The organism is Allobosea sp. 05T422_2 (assembly GCF_056396265.1).
The window spans coordinates 1-22,012 of the sequence record NZ_JBFTLD010000093.1 but is presented as its reverse complement, the minus strand read 5'-3'; the positions used below and the strand labels follow the sequence as shown (position 1 = coordinate 22,012).

The window sequence follows — 22,012 nt, the reverse complement described above, 5'->3', positions numbered from 1 at the left end:
GAATATGTTCGTCAGGAATAAGCTGGCGGAGCGTGCCCGAAATGAACAGCTCCAGTTGGTCCCGTTCCTTGCGACCCAGCATGCCGGCCCCCAATCCCGATCAGGATCAAGAGAATCACGCGAAGGCAGGTTTTTCAACGACCCCTTTCTCCTTTGTGTCTGTCGTCGATCCTCCTGCCATGCTTTCGAGCGTTCCTGATGAACCCGGGTTTAGATGAGCGAGGTTCTCCGGCCGGCCGACTCCTKGGTCAGCTCCGGGAACTTGCCTTGCAGGACAAACTTTGGGGCGACAGGCTCTGGACCGCCAGGGCTTGTCCCAAGGGCCATGTCCTGTTCGATCCGGACAATGCGCCGGCCGATCTGTTCATTCTCACGGAAGGGCTCATCAAGCTGGTCTACGTCACGCCCGAGGGCGATGAACGGATCAAGAGCTTCATCGCCGATCAGGGCCTGTTCGCGGCAGAGGGCAACGGGCCGGCCTTCGGCGCACGAACGCTCGAACCATCGACAATCATCCGGATTCCCCTGCCATGGTTGCAGCAGCGGATCGCCGAGAACCCGGATCTGCAGCGCGCTTACGGCCAGTTCGCGGATTGGGTCAGGCAGCGCAAATCGCGGCGCGAGCAGGCCTTGCTCTGCGATTCCGCTGCAGAGCGATTTCGGGCCATGCAAATGCTCGAGCCGGGCTTGTTGCGCCGCCTCTCCCAGGGGGATATCGCGCGCTATCTCGCCATCACACCCATCGCCTTCAGCAGGATCAAACGGCGCCTGAGCGCGGCAGAGTGACGGCATTGCACGCCGGAACTGTGAGGTTCAGCCATAGCCTCGCAAGCAATCTGCGGTAGCGGCGGTTCGAATTCGGCATCCCGGGCCGTCCTGCCGGCTCCGTCGCCAAGCGTAGTTCCATCGACAGCGATCGCGCTATGCTGACCGAAGGTTCGCAGGGCAAGGTTCCCGGTTCCACAGCGTCTTACCCACGCGGGCTAGCCTGCCCGGGGCGTGAAACCCGCCCGGCGCGCCTGATCGATGGATGTCCTGGCCTTCCAAGCGCTGCCTGACCGCGCAAATGCGATGTCGGGACGTGCCGTCAGGTGGCAAGCCGTTTCGACGCAAAAGACGTCAGGTGGTGATCAGAGAAGCTGGAGGGAGCCTGCCGCTGTCTTGCCGCGTTCGGTTTTCAAATCGAAAGCGACCTTCTGTCCTTCGGTCAGAGTCATCATGCCGGCCTCTTTCACGGCTGTGATGTGTACAAACACATCCTTGCCGCCGTCTGACGGCTGAATGAAACCAAAACCCTTCTCAGTATTGAACCATTTCACGTTTCCCGTCGCCATAGCCGCATCCTCTGAAGATTGCGTCTTGCGGGTAGGCGGATGCTCGATCCGACGACCCACGGTGAAAGAATTGACCGAAATGACAAGGTTGTCGAGACCAATCGTGAAGCGTCACTGGCCGACGATTACAGCCGGTTTATCATCGCAACTGTGAGTTGCCATCGAATAGCGCTGATGCATCAATATAAACCTCTGGTGGTGCTGGATCGATCGTACCCAGCGCCGACGCGCGATCCCTCCAAGGGCGATGATCTTTGCGCCACGCGCAACCTGCGTCATGACCTGCCCAAGAGCAGCAGGTTCCGAGCGAGGCGGACGTCGATCGCCCGCCGGTATCGCTCACGATTGCTCTGATCTCGCGTGCGACGGCAAGGAGCGCCCCGTCCCGACATCACCGCGTGCCGTATCGGCGAGCAAGGTCGCGGCATCCCTGAAAGCCTTCAGTGCCGTGTGTATCGCTGAGTTGAGCGGTACCGTCGCCTGATACTGCCCTATCTCGCGCCGGGCGCTCTCGACCAGGGCGAGGAGTTTCTCCGCGTCATAGGGCGAGAAATGCCTCTGTGTGCGCGTCACCATCATCCGATCCTCTTCCACGGCGCGCGACCGCGCACAAAACCCTTCGAGACCAGCCGCTCGGCGTCGGCGGCCAGGACTGCGAGATCATGCAGGAGCATGCGGATCGCCTCGCGCGCGTCGCCCTTGGCCTCGCAGAGCACCGCGTCGATATCCTGATCGGTGATGATCGTGATGGTCCCCTGATCGTCTGGCATATTTCATTCTCTCAATGAGAACAAAGAGGKAACATTCTGCGATTGGGGAGTCAAGCAACCCGGCCGTGTACCGGCGGCTTCTGCCCGGAGAAAGTCGGGCTTGTCGCGTACGGGCGCTCTTGGTGGATCCGTTGCGATCTGCTGCGCTCCCTGGCTGGTGCGCCAGCATTCCGCKCATTCGCGTGGCGCCCACGCCCACGCGCTAGTGATGGCTGGAGCCATCGTAGGGCGCCTCCCGAATGCTCTTCAGTTCGGTCGCGACGATATCCGGTGAGGCGCTGCTCTCGGTCTTGAAGGCCCGCCGCAGCCAGCCATTGGCGTCGATCAGAACCTGCGCGGGCGGCGGCCCGCCGCCGGTCAGTTCCGCGAGCGCGGCGGCCAGGGGCTCCGGGTCCTCGACCGGACAGCGGGCGACCGCGCCGTCAGCCTGGACCTGCGCGGTCGTGCCCTCGATCCACAGGCGCAGAACCCGGCCGTTGCCCGGTGCCAGGATGCCGCCCTCCGGGCAGCCGGCGACGAAACCCGGCATGCGGGCGGCCCCGGCAAAGCGCATCTCGGAGCGGTCATATATGCGTGCGCCGGCGCGCAGCCGGATGAAATCGATCAAGGCCCAGATCTCGGCATCGCCGAGGCCGGTCGCCGCCGGCATCGGCCCGACGCCGTGGCGGATCGACCAGAACAGCTCCCCGCCCGGGCGGCCCGCGATCAGCGGCGCCGAGAGGTCCGGAGGCCAGACCGCGTGGGCGACCGCGACCGGCCCGCGGCCGCGTGCGTCGAGGCCATGGCAGCTCGCGCAGTCGCGCTGGAACAGCGCGCGACTGGCCGCTATCGAGCGCGCGGAATAGCCGGTCGGTGAGAGCTGAAAGCTTGTCGGCACCGCGGCGACGACATAGGGGCGCCATGGCGGCACCTGGACATAGACCAGCGCTGCGGGTCCAGCCGCGAGCGCCGGCCAGCGCAGCTTGCGCAGCACGACGGCTAGGATGAAGAGCGCGGCCGTGATGGCGATCGGGCCGAGCAGGCGCAGGAGCCCGTCGCGCAGATAGGCATCGTCCCACAGGCCCGGAATAGGTCGCAGCGGCAAGGGCCAATCCGGCTGTTCGTGGATACCCGGCGGCTGGCTTGCGAGCGCGGCGGCAGCCGCGACCATGGCAAGCCCGACCCCCGCCTCAAGGGCGAGAGAGCGACGCAACCCGCGTATCGACCCGCCGGCCTCCGCCTGCGGTACGAAACGGAAGCGGTTGGCGCTCGCGATCCCGAGCAGAACCGCGAACAGGACGAGCTTGAGCAAGGCGAGCCGCCCGTAGTTCGTGCCGAGCGTCGCCGCCAGCGTGCCGAGAAGCGCCTGCACCTGCATCAGCGAGGTGAGGGCGAGCGTCAGCACGCAGGCGAGGCCGAGTGGCGTGAAGCGGCGTGCGATGGCAGCCGCCTGCGAGGGCAGGAGAAAACACGTCGCGAGCAGCGGCAGCAGCGCGCCGAGCCAGAGCCCGGCAGCCACGACATGCAGGCCAAGGGCGATCGTGACCCAGCCCTCAGTCGCTGCGCCATGGCCGAGCCCGCCTTGCAGGAAGGCGGCGGCAGCGAGAAGGGGCAGGGCGAGCCAGCGGCCGCGTCCCTCGCTGTGCAGCATCCACAGCGAGACGACCAGCAGGGCGAGGCGCAGCAGCAAGGTCCCGCCGAAGAGGGTCTGGAGGATGGCGAGCGCCGCCTCCCGGCTCGCGACGGCGTTCCCCAGCATGGCGCTGCCCTGGAACCAGAGCCAGGCGCCGCCGCTGACAAGGGACAGCACGACGCCGGCCCGGCTGAACCGGGCCAGCCTTCGCAGCAACGAGGTAGCCTCGGGCGCGGCGCCCAGTCGTCCCCACGCCAGCAGGCGAAAGGCTTCGGTGCCGAGGCTGGACAGCAAGGCGGCGAGATGGAGCCAGCGGATCGCCGGCAGTGCCGCCTCGATGAAGGCAGTCACATCAGGGCCTGACGGTGAACCGGTACTGCCCGGCGACGCGATGGGTATCGACGGAGGTCGCCGCCCATTCGACCGTGTACGGGCCCGGCGCCGTCGCCTTCAGGCGGATTTTCAACGCCTTGCCGTCGCCCGCCACGGCTTCCGCCGGCGCGAGCTGGACCTCGTGGCCCTGCGCGTCGCGCACGGTGATGCTGCTGAGCTTGATCTCGAGGGCCTCGGTGAAGCCGAGCACGATCTCGGCCGGGGCGGCGACCGTCGCGCCCTCGGCCGGCGAGGCGGTCCTGAGATGGGCATGGGCGAAGGCTGGCGAGGCGGCGAAGGTCGAGGCCGCAAGAGAGAGGGCGAGCGTGAGCCCGGTGACGCGAGACATGAACAGGGTCCTGTGATGGAGAGAGGGCTTTCGCCTGGCGATCACCAGCTGGCGTCGAGCCCGAGATGGGCGAGAGCCTGGCCGCGCAGTTCTGCAAGGCGCGGGTCGCCGCGATGGCGGGGATAGGGGAGGTCGTTGACGATCTCGGCCTTGATCCGGGCGGGGCGCTCGCTCAGCACGATGACGCGCTGGGCCAGGAACAGCGCCTCTTCCACGTCATGCGTGACGAGCAGCGTGGTGAAGCCGCGCTGGCGCCAGAGCTCTGCGATCTCGGTCTGCATCGCGATCCGCGTCAGAGAGTCGAGCTTCCCCAGCGGCTCGTCGAGGATCAGCACGCTGGGATCATTGACGAGCGCCCGCGCCAGAGCTGCGCGCTGCGCCATGCCGCCGGAGAGCTGGCGCGGAAAGGCCCGTTCGAACCCGGCGAGACCGACCGTCCGCAGCGCATCGTCGACGCGGCTCTTCTGTGCGGCGAGCAGGCCGCGCGCCTCCAGCCCGAGGGTGACATTCCTCCAGACGGTGCGCCATGGATAGAGCGTCGGGTCCTGGAAGACGACGACGCGGGACGGGTCGGGCGCCGTGATCAACTCTCCCGCGGCTGAGATCCGGCCCCGCGAGGGCTGTTCGAGCCCGGCGACCAGCCGCAGCAGCGTCGACTTCCCGCAACCGCTCGGGCCGAGCAGGGCGACGAATTCGCCGGCCCGAACGTCGAGGTCGATATCGTCGAGCACCGGCAGCGGCCGGCCTTCGAGATCGAAGGCATGCGAGACACCGGCGACCGCGAGATCGGCTCCCCGCGCGGTCGGCGCGGTGCGATCGGCAGCGAACGTGAGCGAAGCGGCTACCATTTCACCACGTCCTTCTGCCAGCCGAGCAGCCGGTCACGCGCGGCGAAGAGCAGCGTGATCAGGCTCGAGAAAATCAGCGCCATGACGATCAGCGCGCCATACATGTTGGCATAGGCGGCCCAGCCCTGGGCCCATTGCAGGTAGTAGCCGAGGCCCGATTTGACGCCCATCATCTCGGCCGCCACCAGCACCGAGAAGGAGGCGCCCAGCCCCATGAACAGGCCGACGAAGACATGCGGCAGGGCGGCCGGGATCGCGACCTTGAAGATCAGGAACGAGCGGCGGGCGCCGAGCGTGCGGGCGACGTCGTAATAGGCCTTGTCGACGCTGGCGACGCCGGACCAGGTCAGCACCGTGACCGGGAACCAGGTGGCGAGCGCGATCAGGAAGATCGCCGCCGAAAAGCTCGAGGGAAAGAAGAAGAAGGACATCGGCAAGAGCGCGGTCGACGGGATCGGCCCGAGGAAGCGCAGCACGGGGTGGACCCAATAGCCGAGCCCGCGCGACCAGCCGATCGCGACGCCGGTGACGAAGCCGGAGAGCGTGCCGAACGCGAAGCCGAGCGCGAGCAGCCGCAGCGAATGCAGCACGCTTTCGCCCAGACGCGGCCAGTCCTCGGCATAGACCTCGACCAGCGCGGAGGGCGGCGCGAAGAAGGGCACCGGAAGCAGGCCGAGCTTGGCCGTCAGCAGGTCCCAGATTCCGACGAAGAGCGCGAGCACGACGAGCCAGGGCGCGGCCCGGCCGAGCCGCGCGCCGAGCGGCGGCCAGACGGCGCCGATCGTCGTGGCGATCGCCAGCAGGACCGCCCATGCGACGAGGCCGAGATTGGTCTGGTCGACATAGAGCGGTTCGGCGAAGCCGACCTTCCTGTTCGCGAGCAGGGTGACGGACGCGGCGACCGCGGTCCAGGCCAGCGTGGCAAGGGCGCCCCGTGTCAGCGCCCAGCCATCGACCTGCAGGGGCGGCCGGTCGAAGGCTGCCGCGGAGCCTGTCTGTTCAAACGGCGACATTGGGCACGATCTTCTGCGCGAAGGCCTTGGCGTCGGTGCTCTTGCGGATCACGTTGACGAGCTTCAGCTGTTCGGTGAACAGGGCGACGTCGTCGCGCAGCGCCGCTCCGGTGGAGTGGTGGTCGTGGGTGTGGCTGCGCAGGATCGCGGCCACCGTCTCGGGCGTCACCTTCGCCGGGACGAAGGGGGCGAAGATCTCGGCCGTCTTATCGGGGTTGGCCGCGGTCCAGGCCTGGGCCTCGACGATGGCGCGGGAGACCGCAGCTGCGACCTGGGGCTGGTCGCGGATCAGGGCGCCGCGCAGGCCGAGCACGCAGCAGGTCGACTTGGCGTATTGGCCCTCGAGATTGGTGGCGAGTTCGACGAGCTTGTCGCGCTCGCGGATGAGATAGAGATGCGGGTCGTCGCCGGCCAGCGCCTGGACCTCGCCCTTTTTCAGCGCTTCGCCGAACAGGTCCTGCGGGTACTGCACCCAGCTGACATCCTTCTCCGGATCGAGGCCGATCTCGGCGAGACGGATGGCGAAKAAGTTGCGTACCGGGCTCGCCGGGTCGGTGACGGCGACGGATTTGCCCTTCAGGTCCTTCAGGCTGCCGATGCCGGCATTCTCGGCGACGAGCAGTCGCATGCAGCCGCCATGGGTGCCGACGGTCAGGCCGACATCGAAACCTTGTTCGAGGGGCTTCAGCCAGCGTAGCGCCATGCCGATGCCGCCATCGGCATGGCCGGTGGCGATCGCCTGGAGCAGCGCATCTGTCGGCCCGCTGAAATTCACCGGCTCGACCGCGATGTTGTATTTCTCGAACAGGCCCTGCTTCAGAGCGACCGAGATCGGCGACTGGCAGACGGCCGTCTGGCCCCAGGCGAGCTTGATCGTCTGGCGCTGCGCCAGCGGTGCGGCCTGGGCGAAGGCGTGATGCCCGGCGAGACCGGCGAGCGGCGCGGCGGCGAGTGCGGCGGCTCCGCGCAGGAGCGCGCGGCGGGTGGGCTGGCTGGTGAAAAGGCTCATGTTTGCTCCTTTGCCGCTGCGGTGAGCGGCCACGTGCAGGGGAGTGAGAAGATCAGGCGGCGGCGCGGCTGGCCGGGATGCGTTCGACGGTTCCACGCACCTCCGTGCCGCGTCGGAGCAGGTTCAGGATCGGGCAGAAGCGTTCGACTGCGGCGTTGAGGGCGTCCAGATCGGTCGCATCGGTGGTCAGCCGCACCGTGTAGGAGAGGTCGTGGGGGTAAACTGGCACCGTCTCGAAACCGGGCGTGCCGGCGCGGGGATCGAGCTGGCCCTGCACCTCGACGGAAACATCCCGCAGATCGATCTGCTGGTCGGCCGCCTGGATCAGGTAGGTGTGCGTCAGGCAGCTGGACAGCGCGCCGAGCAGCAGCTCCGGCGAGCTAGGGCCGAGATCATAGCCCGCAAAATCCGGCGGGCTGTCGCTGACGACCTGGAAGTCGCGGATCCGGATGCGGCGGACGCCGCTGCGCCCTTCGGCCGTGGCCCGGGCTTGCAGGCGCTGCGGTCGGGCCTCCGGCGTGCGGGCATGAGCCTTGCGGCGCAACACGGCGTCGCGCTTCTGGGCGAGATATTCGGTGAGGTCGGACATGGTTGGCGGCTCGCGGATGGGAGAGGGCTAGGGAGGGGGGCTTGCCTCGATTTCGCGCGTTCGCCCGGCCGCTGCGCCGCTGGAGAACGGCGCATCGGAGACATCACGAAATCCAKGGGGGAGGTCGTCCGGGCAGCGGCAAGACCGCGTCCCGCTTCAAGGGCCGATGCATCGGGAGACCGCTGTCGCGGTTCTGTCCGCGGCAGCGACGAGCGCCCGCCTAAAATTCCGAAATCATAGCCTTCGACGGCAAGGGGGCTGCCGGCCGATCGTTGTCAGTTCAAGCGGGAAGGGCATTCGCGTCTCCAAAGCAAGAGAGGAGCCCACGAGCGATCGTGGTGCTTTTAGCGTTGTTGACGCGGCGCAAGCTACTCCAGCAAATCCCGCGGTGAAGACGTTAGGATTACTCTTCACGTTCAGGATTATTGCTCAGATGATTATTTGTATCAATGAAACAAACTGTGCGTTTTGATTGCGGAAAGGCGATGATTTGTTCCTGTTCGGGGCTGTGGCGACGAAAATCAGGTTCCTCAAATCCCGCCGCCCCGAATCCTAGTAGGCTGCAGCGGCGACCGGGAGCGAGGGCGGGCTCGCCGTTTCCGTCTGCGCGACGGTGGGGCCGAGCTTGGGCGGGCTGAGATAGCGTTCGCCGCTATCGGCAACGATGGCGACGATCGTCTTGCCGGCGTTTTCGGGGCGCCGGCCGAGTGTGGCGGCGGCAAACAGCACCGCTCCCGACGACGTGCCCGCCAGGATGCCTTCCTCCTGTGCCAGCGCCCKGGCGAACGCGCGGGCCTGCGCCGTGTCGGTCACGATGGCCTCGTCGACGACGGCAGCGTCAAAATTCTCGGGCAGGTACGCGACCTCGACATCGGTCACCTTATGGACGCCCTCGATGCTGTCGGGGTAGGGCGTCTCCGCCGAGGGGATCGAGGCCGCGCCGGGCTCGACGACGACGACCTTCACGCCGGGCTTCTGCGCCTTCAGGAAGCGGCCGGTACCGGAGATCGTGCCGCCGGTACCGACCGCGGCCACGAAGATGTCGACCTCGCCCTTGGTCTCGCGCCAGATCTCCGGCCCGGTGGTTTCGAAGTGAACGCGAGGGTTTGCCGGGTTTCCCCGTTGGTTGGTGTAATACGCATCGGGATTCTCGCGGCGGACGCGGTCGATGATCGCGTGGATAGCGCCGGTTTCCAGGAATACGCTGTTGTCGATCAGGACGGTTTCGGCGCCATATTGGTGAAGCAGCCTGATCTTGTCCTCGCTGATCGTGTTGCGAAGGTAGAATTTCGAGCGGTAGCCGCGCGCCGCTGCCAAGGCGGCGAGGCCGATGCCGGTGTTGCCGCTGGTGAGATCGACGATGAGCTGTCCGGGCTTCAGCGCCCCCTTCTCCTCGGCCTCGCGAATGATGCCCCAGGCCGTGCGGTCTTTGATGCTGCCGGCCGGGTTCAGATACTCGATCTTCGCGAAGACGCGGGAGGCGATCTCCAGCCTTTCGGCAAAGCGGCGCAGCTCCAGCAGCGGCGTGTTGCCGACCAGCGCTGCAAAGTGGTCGTTCTGCGTTCCCATGATGCTCTCACTCCCAGGAGAGGTGGCGCATGCCACCGAAGACCGGCGGGGTGGCCGGTCGCCTATGTTCGGCAGCCGCTTGCCCCTCATTGGCAGGCGCTGCGGCGTGCAGCGTCATGCTGCCGGCGAGACTGCGTCTGCGCCGCTCAAGCCGCTGCTACCTGTGTCGTCGCCGCGCGATGAGCCGCCAGCCTGGCCGCAATCTTCGCCTCCTGCTCGGCCTTGACGATGGCGACGCGGGCCGTCGCGTCGTCGAGCGATGCGGCCGGGGGATAGATCGCTGTGCTGCCGGCGGTGCCGGCCTTCGCCCCGATATGTTTTTCAAAGGGCAGGGAGCGATAGAGCGTCGGGTCGACTGTCGTGTCGAAGAGCGGCCGATAGCCAAGCGACAGATACAGGCCCGTCGCTTCCGGCTGCCGGAACCCGGTGGTGAGATAGGCCCGGGTGTAGCCGATCTCGGCCGCCGCCTCTTCGAGCGCGAGCACGATCTGCCGTGCCAGCCCCTGCCGCCGCAGATCGTCCCGCGTCCAGATGCGCTTGAGCTCGGCTGTCTCGTCGTCATGGCTCATGAAGGCGCCGCCCGCGATGGTCTCGTCGCCGCGCCGCAGGAGCAGGAAATCTCCCAAAGGCGGGGCGAAGGCCTCTGGGGGGTAGCGCAGGATCTCGGTGCGCGCGCCGCCTGGCCTGCTATTGGCCCCGTATCGGCCGTCGTACTCGGCAACAAGCCCTTCGATCAAAACCTCTGCTTTCCCATCGAAGGGAGAAGATCGCACGATCAAGTCAGTCATGGCACGGTTCCGGAATTTGTCGTTGAGCGGGAATAAGCGCCCATGGCATTCGTATCCGAACCGGTTGCGCAATCAATACTGTCAGTACAATAAGTATATTTGGCTATGCTGAGGGTTATTTGGAGATCTATAGTTCCACAGTCGGCGGGCGAGACGGAAGGAATTTATCCGCCTCGCGATCAGTGCGCCTCGGAGCCAGCAGCTCAGTTCGTGAACGCAGCGAGCCGGGGGAGGTCGAGGCCAAAGCGCTCGCGCAGGCTGGCTTCCTCGTAATGTCGGCGGAACAATCCCCGTTCCTGCAGGACCGGGATCACCAGATCGACGAAATCGTCGAGCCCGTCGGGCATCGAAGCCGGGATCAGGTTGAAGCCGTCTGCAGCGCCCTGCTCGAACCATGATTGCAGGTCGTCGGCGATCGTCCGGGGCGAGCCGATGATGATGCGATGGCCATGGGAGGCGATGGCGAGCGCTGCGAGTTCGCGTAGCGTGTAGTTCTCGGCGCGCGCCTTGTTCAGGAGCAGGCGCACCCGGCTCTCGCCATGGATGCGTTCGCCCGGCTCCGGCACGGGCCCGTCGAGCGGATGGCCGGACAGGTCATAACCCCAGCGCCCCGACAGCTGCCGGATGCCGGCGGCGATGTCGGTATGCTCCTGCATCGCCGCGAATTTCTCGCGCGCCTCGGCATCGGTCCGCCCGACGATCGGCATGATTCCGGGTAGGATCGGGAGGCTGGGTGCCTTGCGTCCGGCGGCTTTCGCTGCCTCGCTCAGCGCCTCGCGATAGACGTGGGAGTCGGCGATCGTGTCCTGCGCCGTGAAGGCGAGATCCGCCTCGGCGGCCGCGAGCCCGATGCCGTCGCGCGAGGAGCCGGCCTGGATGATGACGGGGTGGCCCTGTGGCGGCCGCGAGATGTTGAGCGGCCCGCGGACGGAAAAATGCGCGCCCTTATGCGCAAGCAGGCGCACCCGCTGCGTATCGAGGAACGTGCCGGATTTCCGGTCCATGATGAGGGCATCATTGGCCCAGCTGTCCCAGAGGCCGCGTACGACCTGCACGAACTCCCCTGCGCGCTCATAGCGGGCGGCGTGATCGGGCAGGGCAGTGAGGCTGAAATTCTCGGCCGCCCGGTCCGATTGGGTGGTGACGACGTTCCAGCCGGCGCGGCCATGGCTGATATGGTCGAGCGATGCGAGCTGCCGCGCCACGTTGTAAGGCTCAGCGAAGCTGGTCGAAATCGTGCCGACGAGGCCGATCTTCGAGGTCGCAACCGCCAGCGCCGAGAGAAGGGTCAGGGGCTCGAGCCCACCGGCCTTGCCCTGCGCACCGGGCTCCGGGCCAGCCAGGTTGTCCGCCAGGAAGAACATGTCGAACAGTCCTTCCTCGGCCTTGCGGGCGATCCGGATCGCCCAGTCGATATCCTCTGGATGGCCCTGCGCGGTGTCTTGCCGCCACGCCGCCGGATGCCGGCCGATCGGCTGGTGGAACAGGCCGAGATGGAGCCTGCGGGGCTTGCGTGCGTTCTGGGCGACGATGGTCATGGAATTCTCTGGCAAAGTGAATAGAGGGGGCTGCGCTCAATCGAGGCGCGGATCGAGATGATCGCGCAGCCAGTCGCCGAGCAGGATGACGCCGAGCACGGTCAGCGTGATCGCGATGCCGGGGAAGGTCGCAACCCACCAGCTGGTCGCCAGGTACTGGCGTCCCTCGCTCAGCATCTGCCCCCAGGAGATCTCGGGCGGCTGGATGCCGAAGCCGAGGAAGCTGAGGGAGGATTCCGCCAGGATGACGGTGCCGACATTCATGGTCGAGACGACCACGAAGGAGGACAGGATATTGGGCAGGATGTGCCGCAGGATCAGGCCGAGCGGGCGCGCGCCGATCGACCGCGCCGCCGCGACATAGTCCATTTCCTTCACGCTGAGCACATCGGCCCTGACGATCCGCGCGCAGCCGACCCAATTGGTCGCGGCGATGACGACGACGAGCGGGACGAGCCCGGTTCCCGCGACGAGGGCGACGACAAGCATGAACAGCATCGTCGGGATCGCCAGCATCGCGTCGATCACGCGCATGACCAGCGCATCGACCCTGCCGCCCGCCATGCCCGCGAGCAGGCCGAGCGAAAGGCCGATCAGGCTGGAGAGGGCGACGGCGGCAAGGCCGACCGTCAGCGAGGTGCGCGCCCCGAAGATGATGCGGCTGAGCAGGTCCCGCCCCTGGCTGTCGGTACCCAGCAGATGTCGCGGATTGCCGCCCTCGAGCCAGGCCGGCGGGAGCAGCTTCAGCGAAAGGTTCCGCCGCAGCGGGTCGAGCGGCGCGAGATGGTCGGCGAGCAGCGCGGTGACGGCGATCGCGGCGACGATGGCAAGGCCGGCGAGGCCCGCCTTGTTCGACAGAAGCGAGCGCAGCACGCGCGGCAGGCGCGGGATACGGGGAAGCGGGAGGGATATCTGCATCGTTTTCATCTCGGGTCGATCAATGCCGCAGGCGGGGATCGATCAGCCGGTAGAGGGCGTCCGTCGTCAGGTTGATCGTCAGAGCCATGATGGTGATGACGAACACGGCGATCTGGATGACCGCCATGTCCTTGGTGTAGACCGCCTGCACGACGAGCTGGCCGAGACCCGGCCAGGAGAACACCGTCTCCGTGACCAGAGCCCCGCCAAGCAGCGCGATGGCATGGAGGGAGGTCATGGTCAGGGCCGGGATCAGCGCATTGCGCAGGCCATGGCGGAGGATGATGAGGATCTCCGGCACGCCMTTGGCCCGGGCGGTCCGGATATAGTCCTGGCCCATGACCTCCAGCAGGCTGGACCGGATCAGTTTGGTCAGCTCGGCGGCAAAGCCGGTGCCCAGCGTCAGCGCCGGCAGGATCAGATGCGCGAAGCTGCCGCTGCCGGAGACCGGAACCAGCCGGAGCCAGACGCCGAAGACGAGGATCAGCATGATGCCGACCCAGAAATTCGGCATCGCCTTGCCGAGGATCGTCACGGCKGAGATCGCGAAATCCGGCATGCTGTTGCGCTTGAGCGCAGCGAAGATGCCGGTCGGCAGGGCGATGAGGATCGCGACGACGAGGCCGCCCGCCGTCAGCGTCAGGGTTGCCGGAATGCGTTCGAGCACGACCGGCAGGGCATCGGTGCCGTAGCGATAGGAGACGCCGAAATCCCCGGTCAGGATATTGCCCATGTAGCGGAGATATTGGACATACCAGGGCCGATCGAGCCCCCACGCCGCGACCAGCGTGAGGCGATCGTCTTCGCTTGCATCCTCCGGGATCAGCAGCGCCGAAGGATCGCCTGTCAGATAGACCAGCACGAAGACGATCAGCGAGACGATGTAGAGCACCGGCACGAATTGCAGCAGCGCCTTGAGGGGAGAGCGTCCGCTCATGGGCGCGAGACGTCCTCGGCCGCGATCATTTCGTCGAAGCGCCCGGTATAGATGATGCGATCGCTGACGCCGTAGATCGATTGCGGGAAGAGCAGGCCGATGCGGACGCGCTGTTCGGCGACGATCTGCTGGCCCTGCTGCGAGATGGCGATGCGGTCGGCCTCGCTCTTCGCCTGGCGAACGGAGGCGGCGAGCTTCTCGAAACTCTCGTCCGACCAGTCGTAGTGACGCTTGAAATTGTCGACGAAGAGGGTCGAGGCGTCGGTGTAGGAGCCCATGCCCCAGAGATAGAGCTCGCCAAAACCGTCGCCGACGACCTTGTTATTGTAGACGGTCCAGTCGAGCACCTCGACCTGTGCGCGGAAGCCGGCATCCTCGAGATAGCCGGCGACCGCCTCGACGATCTCGCGATCCTTCACATAGCGGCCGCTCGGCGTGCTGATCTTGATGGGGGGACGCTTGCGGTCGCTGTAGCCCGCCTCGCGCAGCAGCGCCTTCGCGCGTTCCGGATCGAAGCGGATGTCGCGGCTCAGCTCCGGGGCGAAGCCCGGGATCGCCGGCGGGAAGAAGCCGCGCGTCGCCCCGCCATGCCCTTCCAGCACCTGCTGCACGATGGCATTGCGGTCGATGGCGAGGTCGATCGCCTCGCGGACGCGCGGATCGCCCGTGACGCGGTCCTTGCCGGTGCGGACATGCAAAGCGAGGTTGCGCGCGATGTCGAAGGTGATGGCGCGCGTGCCCTTGTTGTCATTCAGGCGCGCGATGTCTTCCGGCGGAACGTTCACGGCGATATCGACGCCGCYGGTCAGGAGCTCGGCCACGCGCGTCGTGGTTTCCGGAATCGAGCGGATGAGGACGCCATCCCATTTCGGCGTGCCGCMCCACCAGCGCGGGTTCTTCGCCAGGACGACGCGGTCGGATTTGACCCATTGCTTGAAGACATAGGGCCCGGTGCCGACCGGCTGCTTGAAGAACTCGTCCTTGCCCGCCTTCTCGAACGCCGCCTTGGGCAGGATGCCGGCGCCGTTGCCGACGAAGGCGTGCAGCAGCAGCGTATCGGGCCCGTCGGTTTCGATCMGCAGGGTCGTGTCGTCGGGGGCTTCGACCGCTTTGATCCGGCGGAACTTGCCGGAACTGATCAGCTTCTTGTCCTGCTGCGACCGCTCGATTGTGAACTTGACGTCCTGCGCGGTGAATTTGTCGCCGTTGTGCCAGTAGACGTCGTCGCGCAGCTTCACCGTCCAATGGATATTGTCATCGCTGCTCCAGGAGATGGCGAGACGCGGGGTGAAGCGCAGTTGTCCCTGGCTGAAATCCTTGTTGACCAGGTAATCGTAGATGTTCACCAGCGCCGACTCGGTGCTGTTATTGCCGTGATTGGCCGGGTCGAGCGAAAGGATGTCGTTTCCTTGCGCGATGGTCAGCGTCTCGGCTGCGGCTGATTTCTGAGGACCTGCAAAGATCAACGCTGCCGACATGGCCAGGACCGGCCAGCGGATCAAAGCGAACAGACTCATGGAAGCAACGCCTTTGCCTTCGAGAACATTGGGATTGGCGCCAAATTAGCGTGCGCTATCCGGAAAAGGTCTTCAAATGCACGGCGATATCGACAGAGATCCTCTCCGATTATCGGATGGCGCAGAAGTTTTGTTGTCGGCACGGTGTCCTGCGCGCTGCCGGGACGCGCGGAGAATCCAACGACCGAATCCAGGCAAGCGAGGCTGCGGTCGACAGGTTTGAAGCGGCGCGGATGCGCTCGGCCGGGAGGGGGACCCGGCTATAATCTGCACCTGAAGCTCATGCTCGTCAGCCGCTGCGGATGGTCGCGCTGGGGCAGGCGCTCAAACTCCGCAGATGTGAAAGCGGCCGGGTTCCGACCGGCCTTCGTTCCGCGGGGCGTCAGCGCTTCCGTGCCACGAGGAACGGCCGGGCATCCCGGCCGCGCGAGGCGTGGTGCTCGCGCCCGATCATCTCGAACCCCGCGGCCGCGATCTCGCGTTCGAGCTCGTCCGTGCTGAGAAAGCTGACTGAGGGCGCCTTGCCGAGGCGCTGCATCAGGGGCACGACGAGGCGCAGGAGCAGGTTCATCTCAGACAGGCATGGCGTCTTGGAGATGAAGATCCCGCCCGGCTTCAGCAGCCGATGGACGCCGGCCAGGGCCGCCTCCCGCGCCGTGATCAGATGCAGCACATTAAACCCCAGCGCGACGTCGAATGTCGCGTCAGGCTCCGAGATCGCAGCCGGCGTCGCGACCTCGAACGCGACATTGCCGCAAGCTGCGGCCTCGGCCTTGCCCCGGGCGATCGCGATCATCTCGCTGGAGATATCCGTCGCCACGATGCGCCCGACATGAGGCGCGAGCCTCAGCGCCGTGGTGCCGGTGCCGCAGCCGAATTCGAGGACCGTATCGCTGCCCCCAAGATAATGCCGCGTGCGCTCCAGCGTGCGCTCGTAGCCTGCCATGTCCGCGATCGGACCGGCGGCGTATTTCCGCGCGGCCCGGTCCCAAAAGCGCGTGTCATTCGCAATCTGTGCCATGGCCGCCCCCCCAATGCCGCTCTCTAGCACGGGATCAGGCCGTCTGGCCTGTCGCCTGTCGGCACGATCGTATCGTCGGTCACTCCGCCGCCAGCGAAGGATGGCGGCGGCGCAGTTCCGGATGCTCCGAAAAGGGCTGCAACGGCGTCATCCAGCGCCGAAGCGTGTCGGCGGCATCGAGTTTCGCGACGAAGGGGTCATTGCCATGGACCGTCCAGTCGATCGTCGCGCCGAGCTCCAGCAGCCCCCAGGCGCCCGCTGGCTGCGGCATGGTGGTGAAGCTCTCGGTCAGCGATTGCAGCGTCAGATGCGGGATGCCGTCGACGATCGTCAGCGTGTTCCAGTGGACATGCCCGGCGAGGCAGAGGACCGGAACCCGGGCCTGACGCAGCACGGCGCGTGCGCGCTCGGCACCGGGATAGGTCGAGAATTCGGGATTGCGCTCGAAATAGTAGTTGCCGGTCTGGGCGTGGCCGGAAAGCGGGACATGGCTCATGATCGCKAGCGGGCGATCGGCGGCGTTGACCGTCGCGGCGAGCCAGAGCAGGTCGGCCTCGGTCAGGATGAAGCCGCCCGGGCGGTGGATCCGTGAATCCGCCGCCCAGAGCACGAGGCGCCAATCGCCCAGATCGATGGTCCGATGGCCGAGCGGCTGGCGCAGGATGGCCTCGTTCTCGGCGACGCTCAGGTGATCGCGGTCATGATTGCCGCAGAGATGGAAGCGCGGCGCGGCGATGGCAGAAAATGCATCCGCCACCTCCTGCTCCAGTCGCAGGTCGGTCGCATGGTCGCGGTCCGAGATGCGGTCGCCGAGATCGATGACGGCATCGGGCTTCGCGTCCTCAACGAAGCGGCGGAACTCGGCCATGAGCGGCAGGGCCTGGCTGCCCATCTTGGTGAAGCTGTTCTCACCGTGATGGATATCGGCGACGATTGCGAGGCGAAGGGAGGCGGGGCGAAGAGGCTTGGCCATGGCTGGGCTCACGATGCGAAGGACGAGGGCGAAAACGGAGGGGCCGGCCCGGGCCGACCCCTCCCGGTTGGTTCAGCGGGCGGCGAGCGTCACGCGGCCGGCACGGAAGTCGAGGACATAGGGGATGTGCCCGGGCAGGGGCCGCCAGGCGAGCGAGCGCTTCATGCCGTATGACTCGTAGGGCTGATAGAGTGGCAGCACCGGCGGGTCGTTCTTGATCGCCTGCATCAGATCGGCATAGGCCTTCTTGCGCTCGCCGAGGTCGGTCGAGAAGCGGAAGCGCTCCCACAGCGCGATATAGGCGTCGTCAGCCTTGAAGCGACCTTCCGAGGCGGAATTGCCGGTCGGAGCCCACATGATGCCGAAGGCGCCCGCGGGATCCGGGAAATACATCGGGTTCGACCAGGCGCGCGCCATCATGGTCGGATCGGAGCCGGTCCATTGCTCGGTGACGTTGAGCTGGGTCTTGACGCCGATGGCGGCCCACATCTCCTGGATCGCCTGCGCGGCGAGCAGGCCATTGGTGTAGTAGGCGGCCTGAACGTCGTAGCGGATCGGGGTGCCGTCATAGCCGGCTTCCTTGAGCAGGGCCTTGGCCTTGGCCGGATCGTACTCGAAGGTGGCGAGCTCGGGCATGTAGAGCTGGCCGAACTGCTGGAAGCTATGGCTCGTCGGCACCTTCGCCTTGCCGAACCAGAGCGCCTCGTTCAGCGTCTTGCGGGCGATGGCGTAGGAGAGCGCCTGGCGCAGCTTCGGATGGGCCATCTTCGGGTTCTGCGTATTGAAGATGACGACGTGAAAGAGCGGCGTCTGCATGCCCTCGACCTTGAGCTTCGCGTCCGAGGCGATCGGCTCGAGCTGGTCCGGCGGGACATTGGTGATCAGGTCGACCTCGGCATTCTTCAAGGCCGTCAACCGGCCCGAGAGTTCCGGGATGCGTTGCACCGTGACCTTCTGGAACGGCGCCTTCTCGCCCCAGAAGCCGTCGAAGCGCTCATAGACGAGGCGCTGGTTCGGCACGAATTCGGTGATCTTGTAGGGGCCGGTGCCGACGGGCTTCAGCGCGAAGGCCTCGAAATCGGCCGGCTCGGCGACGTTCGGATCGCCCGTCAGGGCCATGATGTATTTCTTAGGTACGATCATGCCCTGCTGCACATTGAGCAGGGTGTCGAACAGCGGTTCGGGCTTCGTCGCGGTGATCCGCACGGTCTCGGCATCGACCGCCTCGACCTTGGCCATGTTGGGCAGCGTGTCGCGCTTGCGCACGCTATAGGGCGCAAAACTCGCGTTGATGATGCGGTCGAAGGAGAAGACCACATCCTCGACCGTCATCGGAGCGCCGTTGTGGAAGGTCACGCCCTGGCGGATCTTGAGTTCGATCTCGGTCGGAGAAACCTGCTTCCAGCTCGTGGCGATGCCCGGCTGCCAGACGCTCTCGGCGCGGGTGGCGTCCTTGCCGATCAGCGGGTCGAAGGCGTTGAAATAGAACTGCGAGCCGACATTGGAGAAATCGCGGCCGGGATCGAGCCAGGGCGCCATGTTCTGCACGCCGACCTTGAGCTCCTGGGCGCGAGCAAGCCCGGTCAGGGCGGTTGTCGCGAGCGCGGCGGCGAGCGCGGTCTTCAGCAAGGTCTTGAGCATCAGTTCAGCCCTTTCGGTTGGAGCGAAGGTGGTTCGGCAGGCAAGGTGGAGGCGGCGCGTCAGCGTTCGCGCAGGCGCACGTCGAAATGGTCGCGCAGGAAATCGCCGAGCAGCATGGCGGCGAGGCTCACGAGCACGATCGCCGCAGCCGGCACCACCACGATCCAGGGTGCGGAGGCCATGTAGTCGCGCCCCTGGCCGACCATGGAGCCGAGCGTGGCAGTGGGGGGCTGGACGCCGAGCCCGAGGAAGGAGAGGGCGGATTCCAGCAGGATCAGGTTCGAGAAGTTCAGGCTCGCCATCACCACGACCGGCGAGACGATATTGGGGATCATGTGGACGGTCGCGATGTGCCAGCGGGTCGCTCCGGCGGCTCGGGCCGCCTCGATGAAGGGCAGTTCCCGCAGGCCGAGGACCTGGGCGCGCACAAGCCTGGTGAAATGGGCCCAATAGGCGATGCCCAGCACGCCGATCAGCACCGCGACATCGGTTCCCGCCAGCGCAACCACGAGCAGCCCGACGAGCGTGAAGGGCAGTGACAGCTTGATGTCGACGAGCCCCATGACCAGCGCATCGACCCGGCCTCCGAGTTGCCCGGCGACGAGCCCGAGCGCGACGCCGATGACGAGCCCGATCAGCGTTCCAAACAGCGCGAGCGCCAGCGTCAGCCTGAGGCCGTACAGACAGCGCGAGAGCAGATCGCGGCCGAGTTGATCGGTGCCGAGCCAATGCGCCGGATTGGCGCGCTCGAAACCGAGCGGGGGCCGCAGCCGCGCCAGCAGTTTCTGCTGGTCGGGGTCGAAGGGCGCAAGCACGGGCGCGAGCACCGCCAGGAGGACGAGCACGAGCGCCAGAAGCGCGGCCGCGACGACCAGGGCGTTCATGCCGGCCGGACGCGCGAAGCGCCGGCGCGGCTTGTGCTGCGGGGCAAGCACGATCTTGGCACCTGCAATTTTGGCGTCGAGGGTATCGGTCATTACCGCTCAGGCTCCAGCCAGGCGCACGCGCGGATCGACCAGCGCATAGGCGAGATCGACCAGTAGGTTGACGACGATGACGGCGGAGGCGACGACGAGGACGCCGAATTGCAGGACGGGATAGTCGCGGCGCAGCGTCGCTCCGACCAGCAGGTCGCCGACGCCGTTCCAGGCGAAGACGGTCTCGACCACCACCGCTCCCGAGACGAGCGTGGTGATTTGCAGGCCGAGCACCGTGATGACCGGGATCAACGCGTTGCGCAGGCCGTGATGGAGAATGATGCTGCTCTCGGCGAGCCCCTTGGCCCGGGCCGTGCGCATATAGTCCTGCGAGAGGACGTCGAGCATGGCGTTGCGAGTGTAGCGGACCAGCGCCGCGACGAAATAGGCCGAGAGCGCGACCGTCGGCATGACGTAATGCGCGAGTGTGGCCGAGCCGGCGCTGGGCAGCCAGTGCAGCGTGTAGGAGAAGACCAGCAGCAGCAGGATGGCGAGCACGAAATTCGGGATGGCGTAGCAGAAAAAGGCCGTGAAGAGCACGGCGCTGCCGCGCCCCTGGCCGCGCCAGACGGCAGYCAGGATACCGGCCGGCACGCCGATGCAGATCGTCAGCGCCAGGGTCGCGACCAGGAGCGAGGCGCTCTGCCAGAGCCGTTCGGTGAAGATCGTCGCGACCGGCCGGCGCTCCATCAATCCCAGGCCGAAATCGCCTGAAAGAAGCGAGCGCCAGAACAGCCAGTACTGCTCGGCGACGGAACGATCGAGCCCCCAATAGGCAATCATCTCGCGGCGCGAGGCGGCATCCAGCCCTTCCGGCATCAGGAAGTCGATCGGGTTGCCCGTCAGGCGCGTGGCGAGGAAGACGACCGAGGCGATCACCCAAAGCGTGATGCCCATGCGCAGCAGCCGGCCTACGAGGAATTCAAGCATGTCTTCCTCCTGCCTGGAGCCGCCGGACGTCGCCCTGCATGCCCGGCCTCAGTCGTGGCCCGTGCTGCGACGGGCTCGTTCTTGGCCGCGCTTCATGACAGGATGATGAAATAATCTCATTCGATATTGAATTTGACACTGAGTTTATCTCAGTTCATGGACGAGCCTCACTTGCTGACAGGGTTTGGATTCGCGCGATGGGGTCGTTTCACGGCATTCAGGGGTGTCTCGTCGATCTCGACGGCACCCTGGTGCGCGGCCGGCAGATGCTTCCCGGCGCCAATGCCTTTCTCGAAAGCCTGGACGGCCGTTTCGTCATCGTCTCCAACGATGCCGAGCATACGCCGCTCGAATTGTCGCGTGCCCTGAAGCGTCTTGGCCTGGTCATCGCGCCGCGCCGGATCGTTCTTGCCGGCTCGACCGCGCTCGACGAAATCGCGCGCCGGCAGCCCCGAGCCCGCATCTCCATGATGGCCAGCAAGAGCCTGATGATCCATGCCCGCGACCGCGGCCTTGTCCCGGTGCAGGAGCGGCCGGACATCGTCTTTCTCGGACGCGACCGGCATTTTTCCTATGAACGCCTGATGCTTGCAGCCAATGCGGTACGCAGCGGCGCCGAGCTCGTCGCTGCCAATCCCGATCTCGTCCATCCCGGCCCGGATGGCGCGGTGGTGCCGGAGACCGGCGCATTGCTGGCGGCGCTGCTCGCCTGCACTGGCCCCGTGCCGTACCGCATCATCGGCAAGCCGGAACCCGCCTTGTTCGAGGCCGGCCTGGCGCTGCTCGGGCTGTCCAGGAATGCGGTGCTGATGGTTGGGGACAACCCGGCGACCGATGGTGAGGGCGCACGGCGCCTTGGCCTGCGCTATTTCGAGCTTCGCGACGGGGTCTTCCCCGCCATCGCGGCGAATGCGCCTTGTCGTGACCCGGCCGGCATGCTGGCCTTCCCGGCATGACGGCGTCGAATCGCAATCCCGGATCGGCCGAGGCCGCCCCCGGCGAACCAGGCACCGAAAGGCGCAAGGGCACCGGCACGCCCGGTCTCGAGGGGGCACTCGAACGCCTGCAGGCGCTGCGCGCCAACCTGCCGCCCAAAGCTGCCCGCATCGCCGATTTCTTCATGACCCATGCCGCCGAGGTGGTGCATATGTCGGTCACCGAAGTGGCCGAGCGCACCGGCGCGAGCGAGGGCAGCGTCATCTCGCTCTGCCAGCAGCTCGGCGCGCGGGGCTTCCAGCAGGTCAAGATCGCGCTGGCGCGCGATCTGGTGCAACCGGTTCAGTTCATCCACGAGGATCTGGCCGGCC

General features: G+C 66.4%; 24 protein-coding genes. 4 read left to right on the top strand and 20 right to left on the bottom strand.

Annotated features, from left to right (window positions below; translation table 11 throughout):
- Positions 1–267: 267 nt before the first annotated feature.
- Positions 268–786, top strand: a complete 519-nt coding sequence (locus AC1DJT_RS17425; protein WP_441506683.1) for a Crp/Fnr family transcriptional regulator — start codon at positions 268–270, stop codon at positions 784–786.
- A 344-nt stretch (positions 787–1,130) separates the two neighbouring features.
- Here the strand turns inward: AC1DJT_RS17425 and AC1DJT_RS17420 are convergent, their stop codons facing one another.
- Entirely contained in the window at positions 1,131–1,334 is a 204-nt protein-coding gene (locus AC1DJT_RS17420; protein WP_069881900.1) for a cold-shock protein, read from the bottom strand.
- 39 nt (positions 1,335–1,373) lie between these two features.
- Between AC1DJT_RS17420 and AC1DJT_RS17415 the strand changes: the two genes are divergently transcribed.
- Positions 1,374–1,688 (top strand): hypothetical protein, encoded by a 315-nt coding sequence (locus tag AC1DJT_RS17415; protein WP_476770697.1) that lies wholly within the window; start codon positions 1,374–1,376, stop codon positions 1,686–1,688.
- Here the strand turns inward: AC1DJT_RS17415 and AC1DJT_RS17410 are convergent.
- The 19 genes from AC1DJT_RS17410 to AC1DJT_RS17320 all read right to left on the bottom strand — a co-directional run bounded on the left by AC1DJT_RS17410 (position 1,674) and on the right by AC1DJT_RS17320 (position 20,705).
- A complete protein-coding gene (locus AC1DJT_RS17410; protein WP_441491100.1) occupies positions 1,674–1,910 on the bottom strand; it encodes a hypothetical protein in 237 nt (78 codons plus the stop codon). The genes AC1DJT_RS17415 and AC1DJT_RS17410 overlap by 15 nt on opposite strands.
- Positions 1,910–2,104 carry a hypothetical protein gene (locus tag AC1DJT_RS17405; protein ID WP_476770698.1) on the bottom strand — a complete coding sequence of 65 codons (195 nt, stop codon included), beginning with the start codon at positions 2,102–2,104 and terminating at the stop codon, positions 1,910–1,912. The genes AC1DJT_RS17410 and AC1DJT_RS17405 overlap by 1 nt, the downstream gene beginning before the upstream one ends.
- Positions 2,105–2,306: 202 nt before the next feature.
- The gene (locus AC1DJT_RS17400) at positions 2,307–4,067 is read right to left on the bottom strand and encodes a CopD family protein (RefSeq protein ID WP_476834526.1); all 1,761 of its coding nucleotides are present in this window, start codon (positions 4,065–4,067) and stop codon (positions 2,307–2,309) included.
- A 1-nt stretch (position 4,068) separates the two neighbouring features.
- Positions 4,069–4,437, bottom strand: a complete 369-nt coding sequence (gene copC, locus AC1DJT_RS17395) for a copper homeostasis periplasmic binding protein CopC (RefSeq protein ID WP_441506685.1) — start codon at positions 4,435–4,437, stop codon at positions 4,069–4,071.
- Positions 4,438–4,478: 41 nt separating this feature from the next.
- Positions 4,479–5,285 (bottom strand): ABC transporter ATP-binding protein, encoded by an 807-nt coding sequence (locus AC1DJT_RS17390; RefSeq protein ID WP_476834525.1) that lies wholly within the window; start codon positions 5,283–5,285, stop codon positions 4,479–4,481.
- Positions 5,279–6,298: an ABC transporter permease gene (locus tag AC1DJT_RS17385; protein WP_476770702.1), complete on the bottom strand. Its 1,020-nt coding sequence runs from the start codon at positions 6,296–6,298 to the stop codon at positions 5,279–5,281. The genes AC1DJT_RS17390 and AC1DJT_RS17385 overlap by 7 nt, the downstream gene beginning before the upstream one ends.
- Positions 6,285–7,307: an ABC transporter substrate-binding protein gene (locus AC1DJT_RS17380; RefSeq protein WP_476834524.1), complete on the bottom strand. Its 1,023-nt coding sequence runs from the start codon at positions 7,305–7,307 to the stop codon at positions 6,285–6,287. Before AC1DJT_RS17380 ends, AC1DJT_RS17385 begins: the two co-directional genes overlap by 14 nt.
- Positions 7,308–7,359: 52 nt before the next feature.
- Positions 7,360–7,896 (bottom strand): OsmC family protein, encoded by a 537-nt coding sequence (locus tag AC1DJT_RS17375; protein WP_476834523.1) that lies wholly within the window; start codon positions 7,894–7,896, stop codon positions 7,360–7,362.
- 552 nt (positions 7,897–8,448) lie between these two features.
- Complete coding sequence (locus AC1DJT_RS17370) at positions 8,449–9,465, bottom strand: PLP-dependent cysteine synthase family protein (RefSeq protein WP_476834522.1); 1,017 nt, start codon at positions 9,463–9,465, stop codon at positions 8,449–8,451.
- A gap of 146 nt (positions 9,466–9,611) precedes the next feature.
- The gene (locus AC1DJT_RS17365) at positions 9,612–10,253 is read right to left on the bottom strand and encodes a GNAT family N-acetyltransferase (protein WP_476832456.1); all 642 of its coding nucleotides are present in this window, start codon (positions 10,251–10,253) and stop codon (positions 9,612–9,614) included.
- Between the two features lie 203 nt (positions 10,254–10,456).
- Positions 10,457–11,791 (bottom strand): LLM class flavin-dependent oxidoreductase, encoded by a 1,335-nt coding sequence (locus AC1DJT_RS17360; protein WP_476769759.1) that lies wholly within the window; start codon positions 11,789–11,791, stop codon positions 10,457–10,459.
- Between the two features lie 36 nt (positions 11,792–11,827).
- On the bottom strand, positions 11,828–12,709 hold the full coding sequence (locus tag AC1DJT_RS17355) for an ABC transporter permease (protein WP_441491111.1): 882 nt from the start codon (positions 12,707–12,709) through the stop codon (positions 11,828–11,830).
- A gap of 19 nt (positions 12,710–12,728) precedes the next feature.
- The gene (locus AC1DJT_RS17350; protein WP_476834521.1) at positions 12,729–13,646 is read right to left on the bottom strand and encodes an ABC transporter permease; all 918 of its coding nucleotides are present in this window, start codon (positions 13,644–13,646) and stop codon (positions 12,729–12,731) included.
- Positions 13,643–15,163 (bottom strand): ABC transporter substrate-binding protein, encoded by a 1,521-nt coding sequence (locus AC1DJT_RS17345; RefSeq protein ID WP_476834520.1) that lies wholly within the window; start codon positions 15,161–15,163, stop codon positions 13,643–13,645. The genes AC1DJT_RS17350 and AC1DJT_RS17345 overlap by 4 nt, the downstream gene beginning before the upstream one ends.
- Positions 15,164–15,545: 382 nt before the next feature.
- The gene (locus tag AC1DJT_RS17340; RefSeq protein WP_476834519.1) at positions 15,546–16,184 is read right to left on the bottom strand and encodes a class I SAM-dependent methyltransferase; all 639 of its coding nucleotides are present in this window, start codon (positions 16,182–16,184) and stop codon (positions 15,546–15,548) included.
- Positions 16,185–16,263: 79 nt separating this feature from the next.
- Positions 16,264–17,157, bottom strand: coding sequence for a metallophosphoesterase family protein (locus AC1DJT_RS17335; RefSeq protein WP_476832453.1), 894 nt, complete (start codon positions 17,155–17,157; stop codon positions 16,264–16,266).
- Positions 17,158–17,229: 72 nt separating this feature from the next.
- Positions 17,230–18,798, bottom strand: coding sequence for an ABC transporter substrate-binding protein (locus AC1DJT_RS17330; RefSeq protein ID WP_476834518.1), 1,569 nt, complete (start codon positions 18,796–18,798; stop codon positions 17,230–17,232).
- A 59-nt stretch (positions 18,799–18,857) separates the two neighbouring features.
- Positions 18,858–19,775 carry an ABC transporter permease gene (locus tag AC1DJT_RS17325; RefSeq protein WP_476834517.1) on the bottom strand — a complete coding sequence of 306 codons (918 nt, stop codon included), beginning with the start codon at positions 19,773–19,775 and terminating at the stop codon, positions 18,858–18,860.
- 6 nt (positions 19,776–19,781) lie between these two features.
- Positions 19,782–20,705, bottom strand: a complete 924-nt coding sequence (locus AC1DJT_RS17320) for an ABC transporter permease (RefSeq protein WP_476834516.1) — start codon at positions 20,703–20,705, stop codon at positions 19,782–19,784.
- A 197-nt stretch (positions 20,706–20,902) separates the two neighbouring features.
- Between AC1DJT_RS17320 and AC1DJT_RS17315 the strand changes: the two genes are divergently transcribed.
- Both AC1DJT_RS17315 and AC1DJT_RS17310 read left to right on the top strand, forming a co-directional pair.
- Positions 20,903–21,661, top strand: a complete 759-nt coding sequence (locus AC1DJT_RS17315; RefSeq protein WP_476769765.1) for an HAD-IIA family hydrolase — start codon at positions 20,903–20,905, stop codon at positions 21,659–21,661.
- Positions 21,658–22,012, top strand: a 355-nt coding sequence (locus AC1DJT_RS17310; RefSeq protein WP_476834515.1) for a MurR/RpiR family transcriptional regulator, incomplete at its 3' end; no start/stop codon positions are given. The genes AC1DJT_RS17315 and AC1DJT_RS17310, both read left to right, overlap by 4 nt.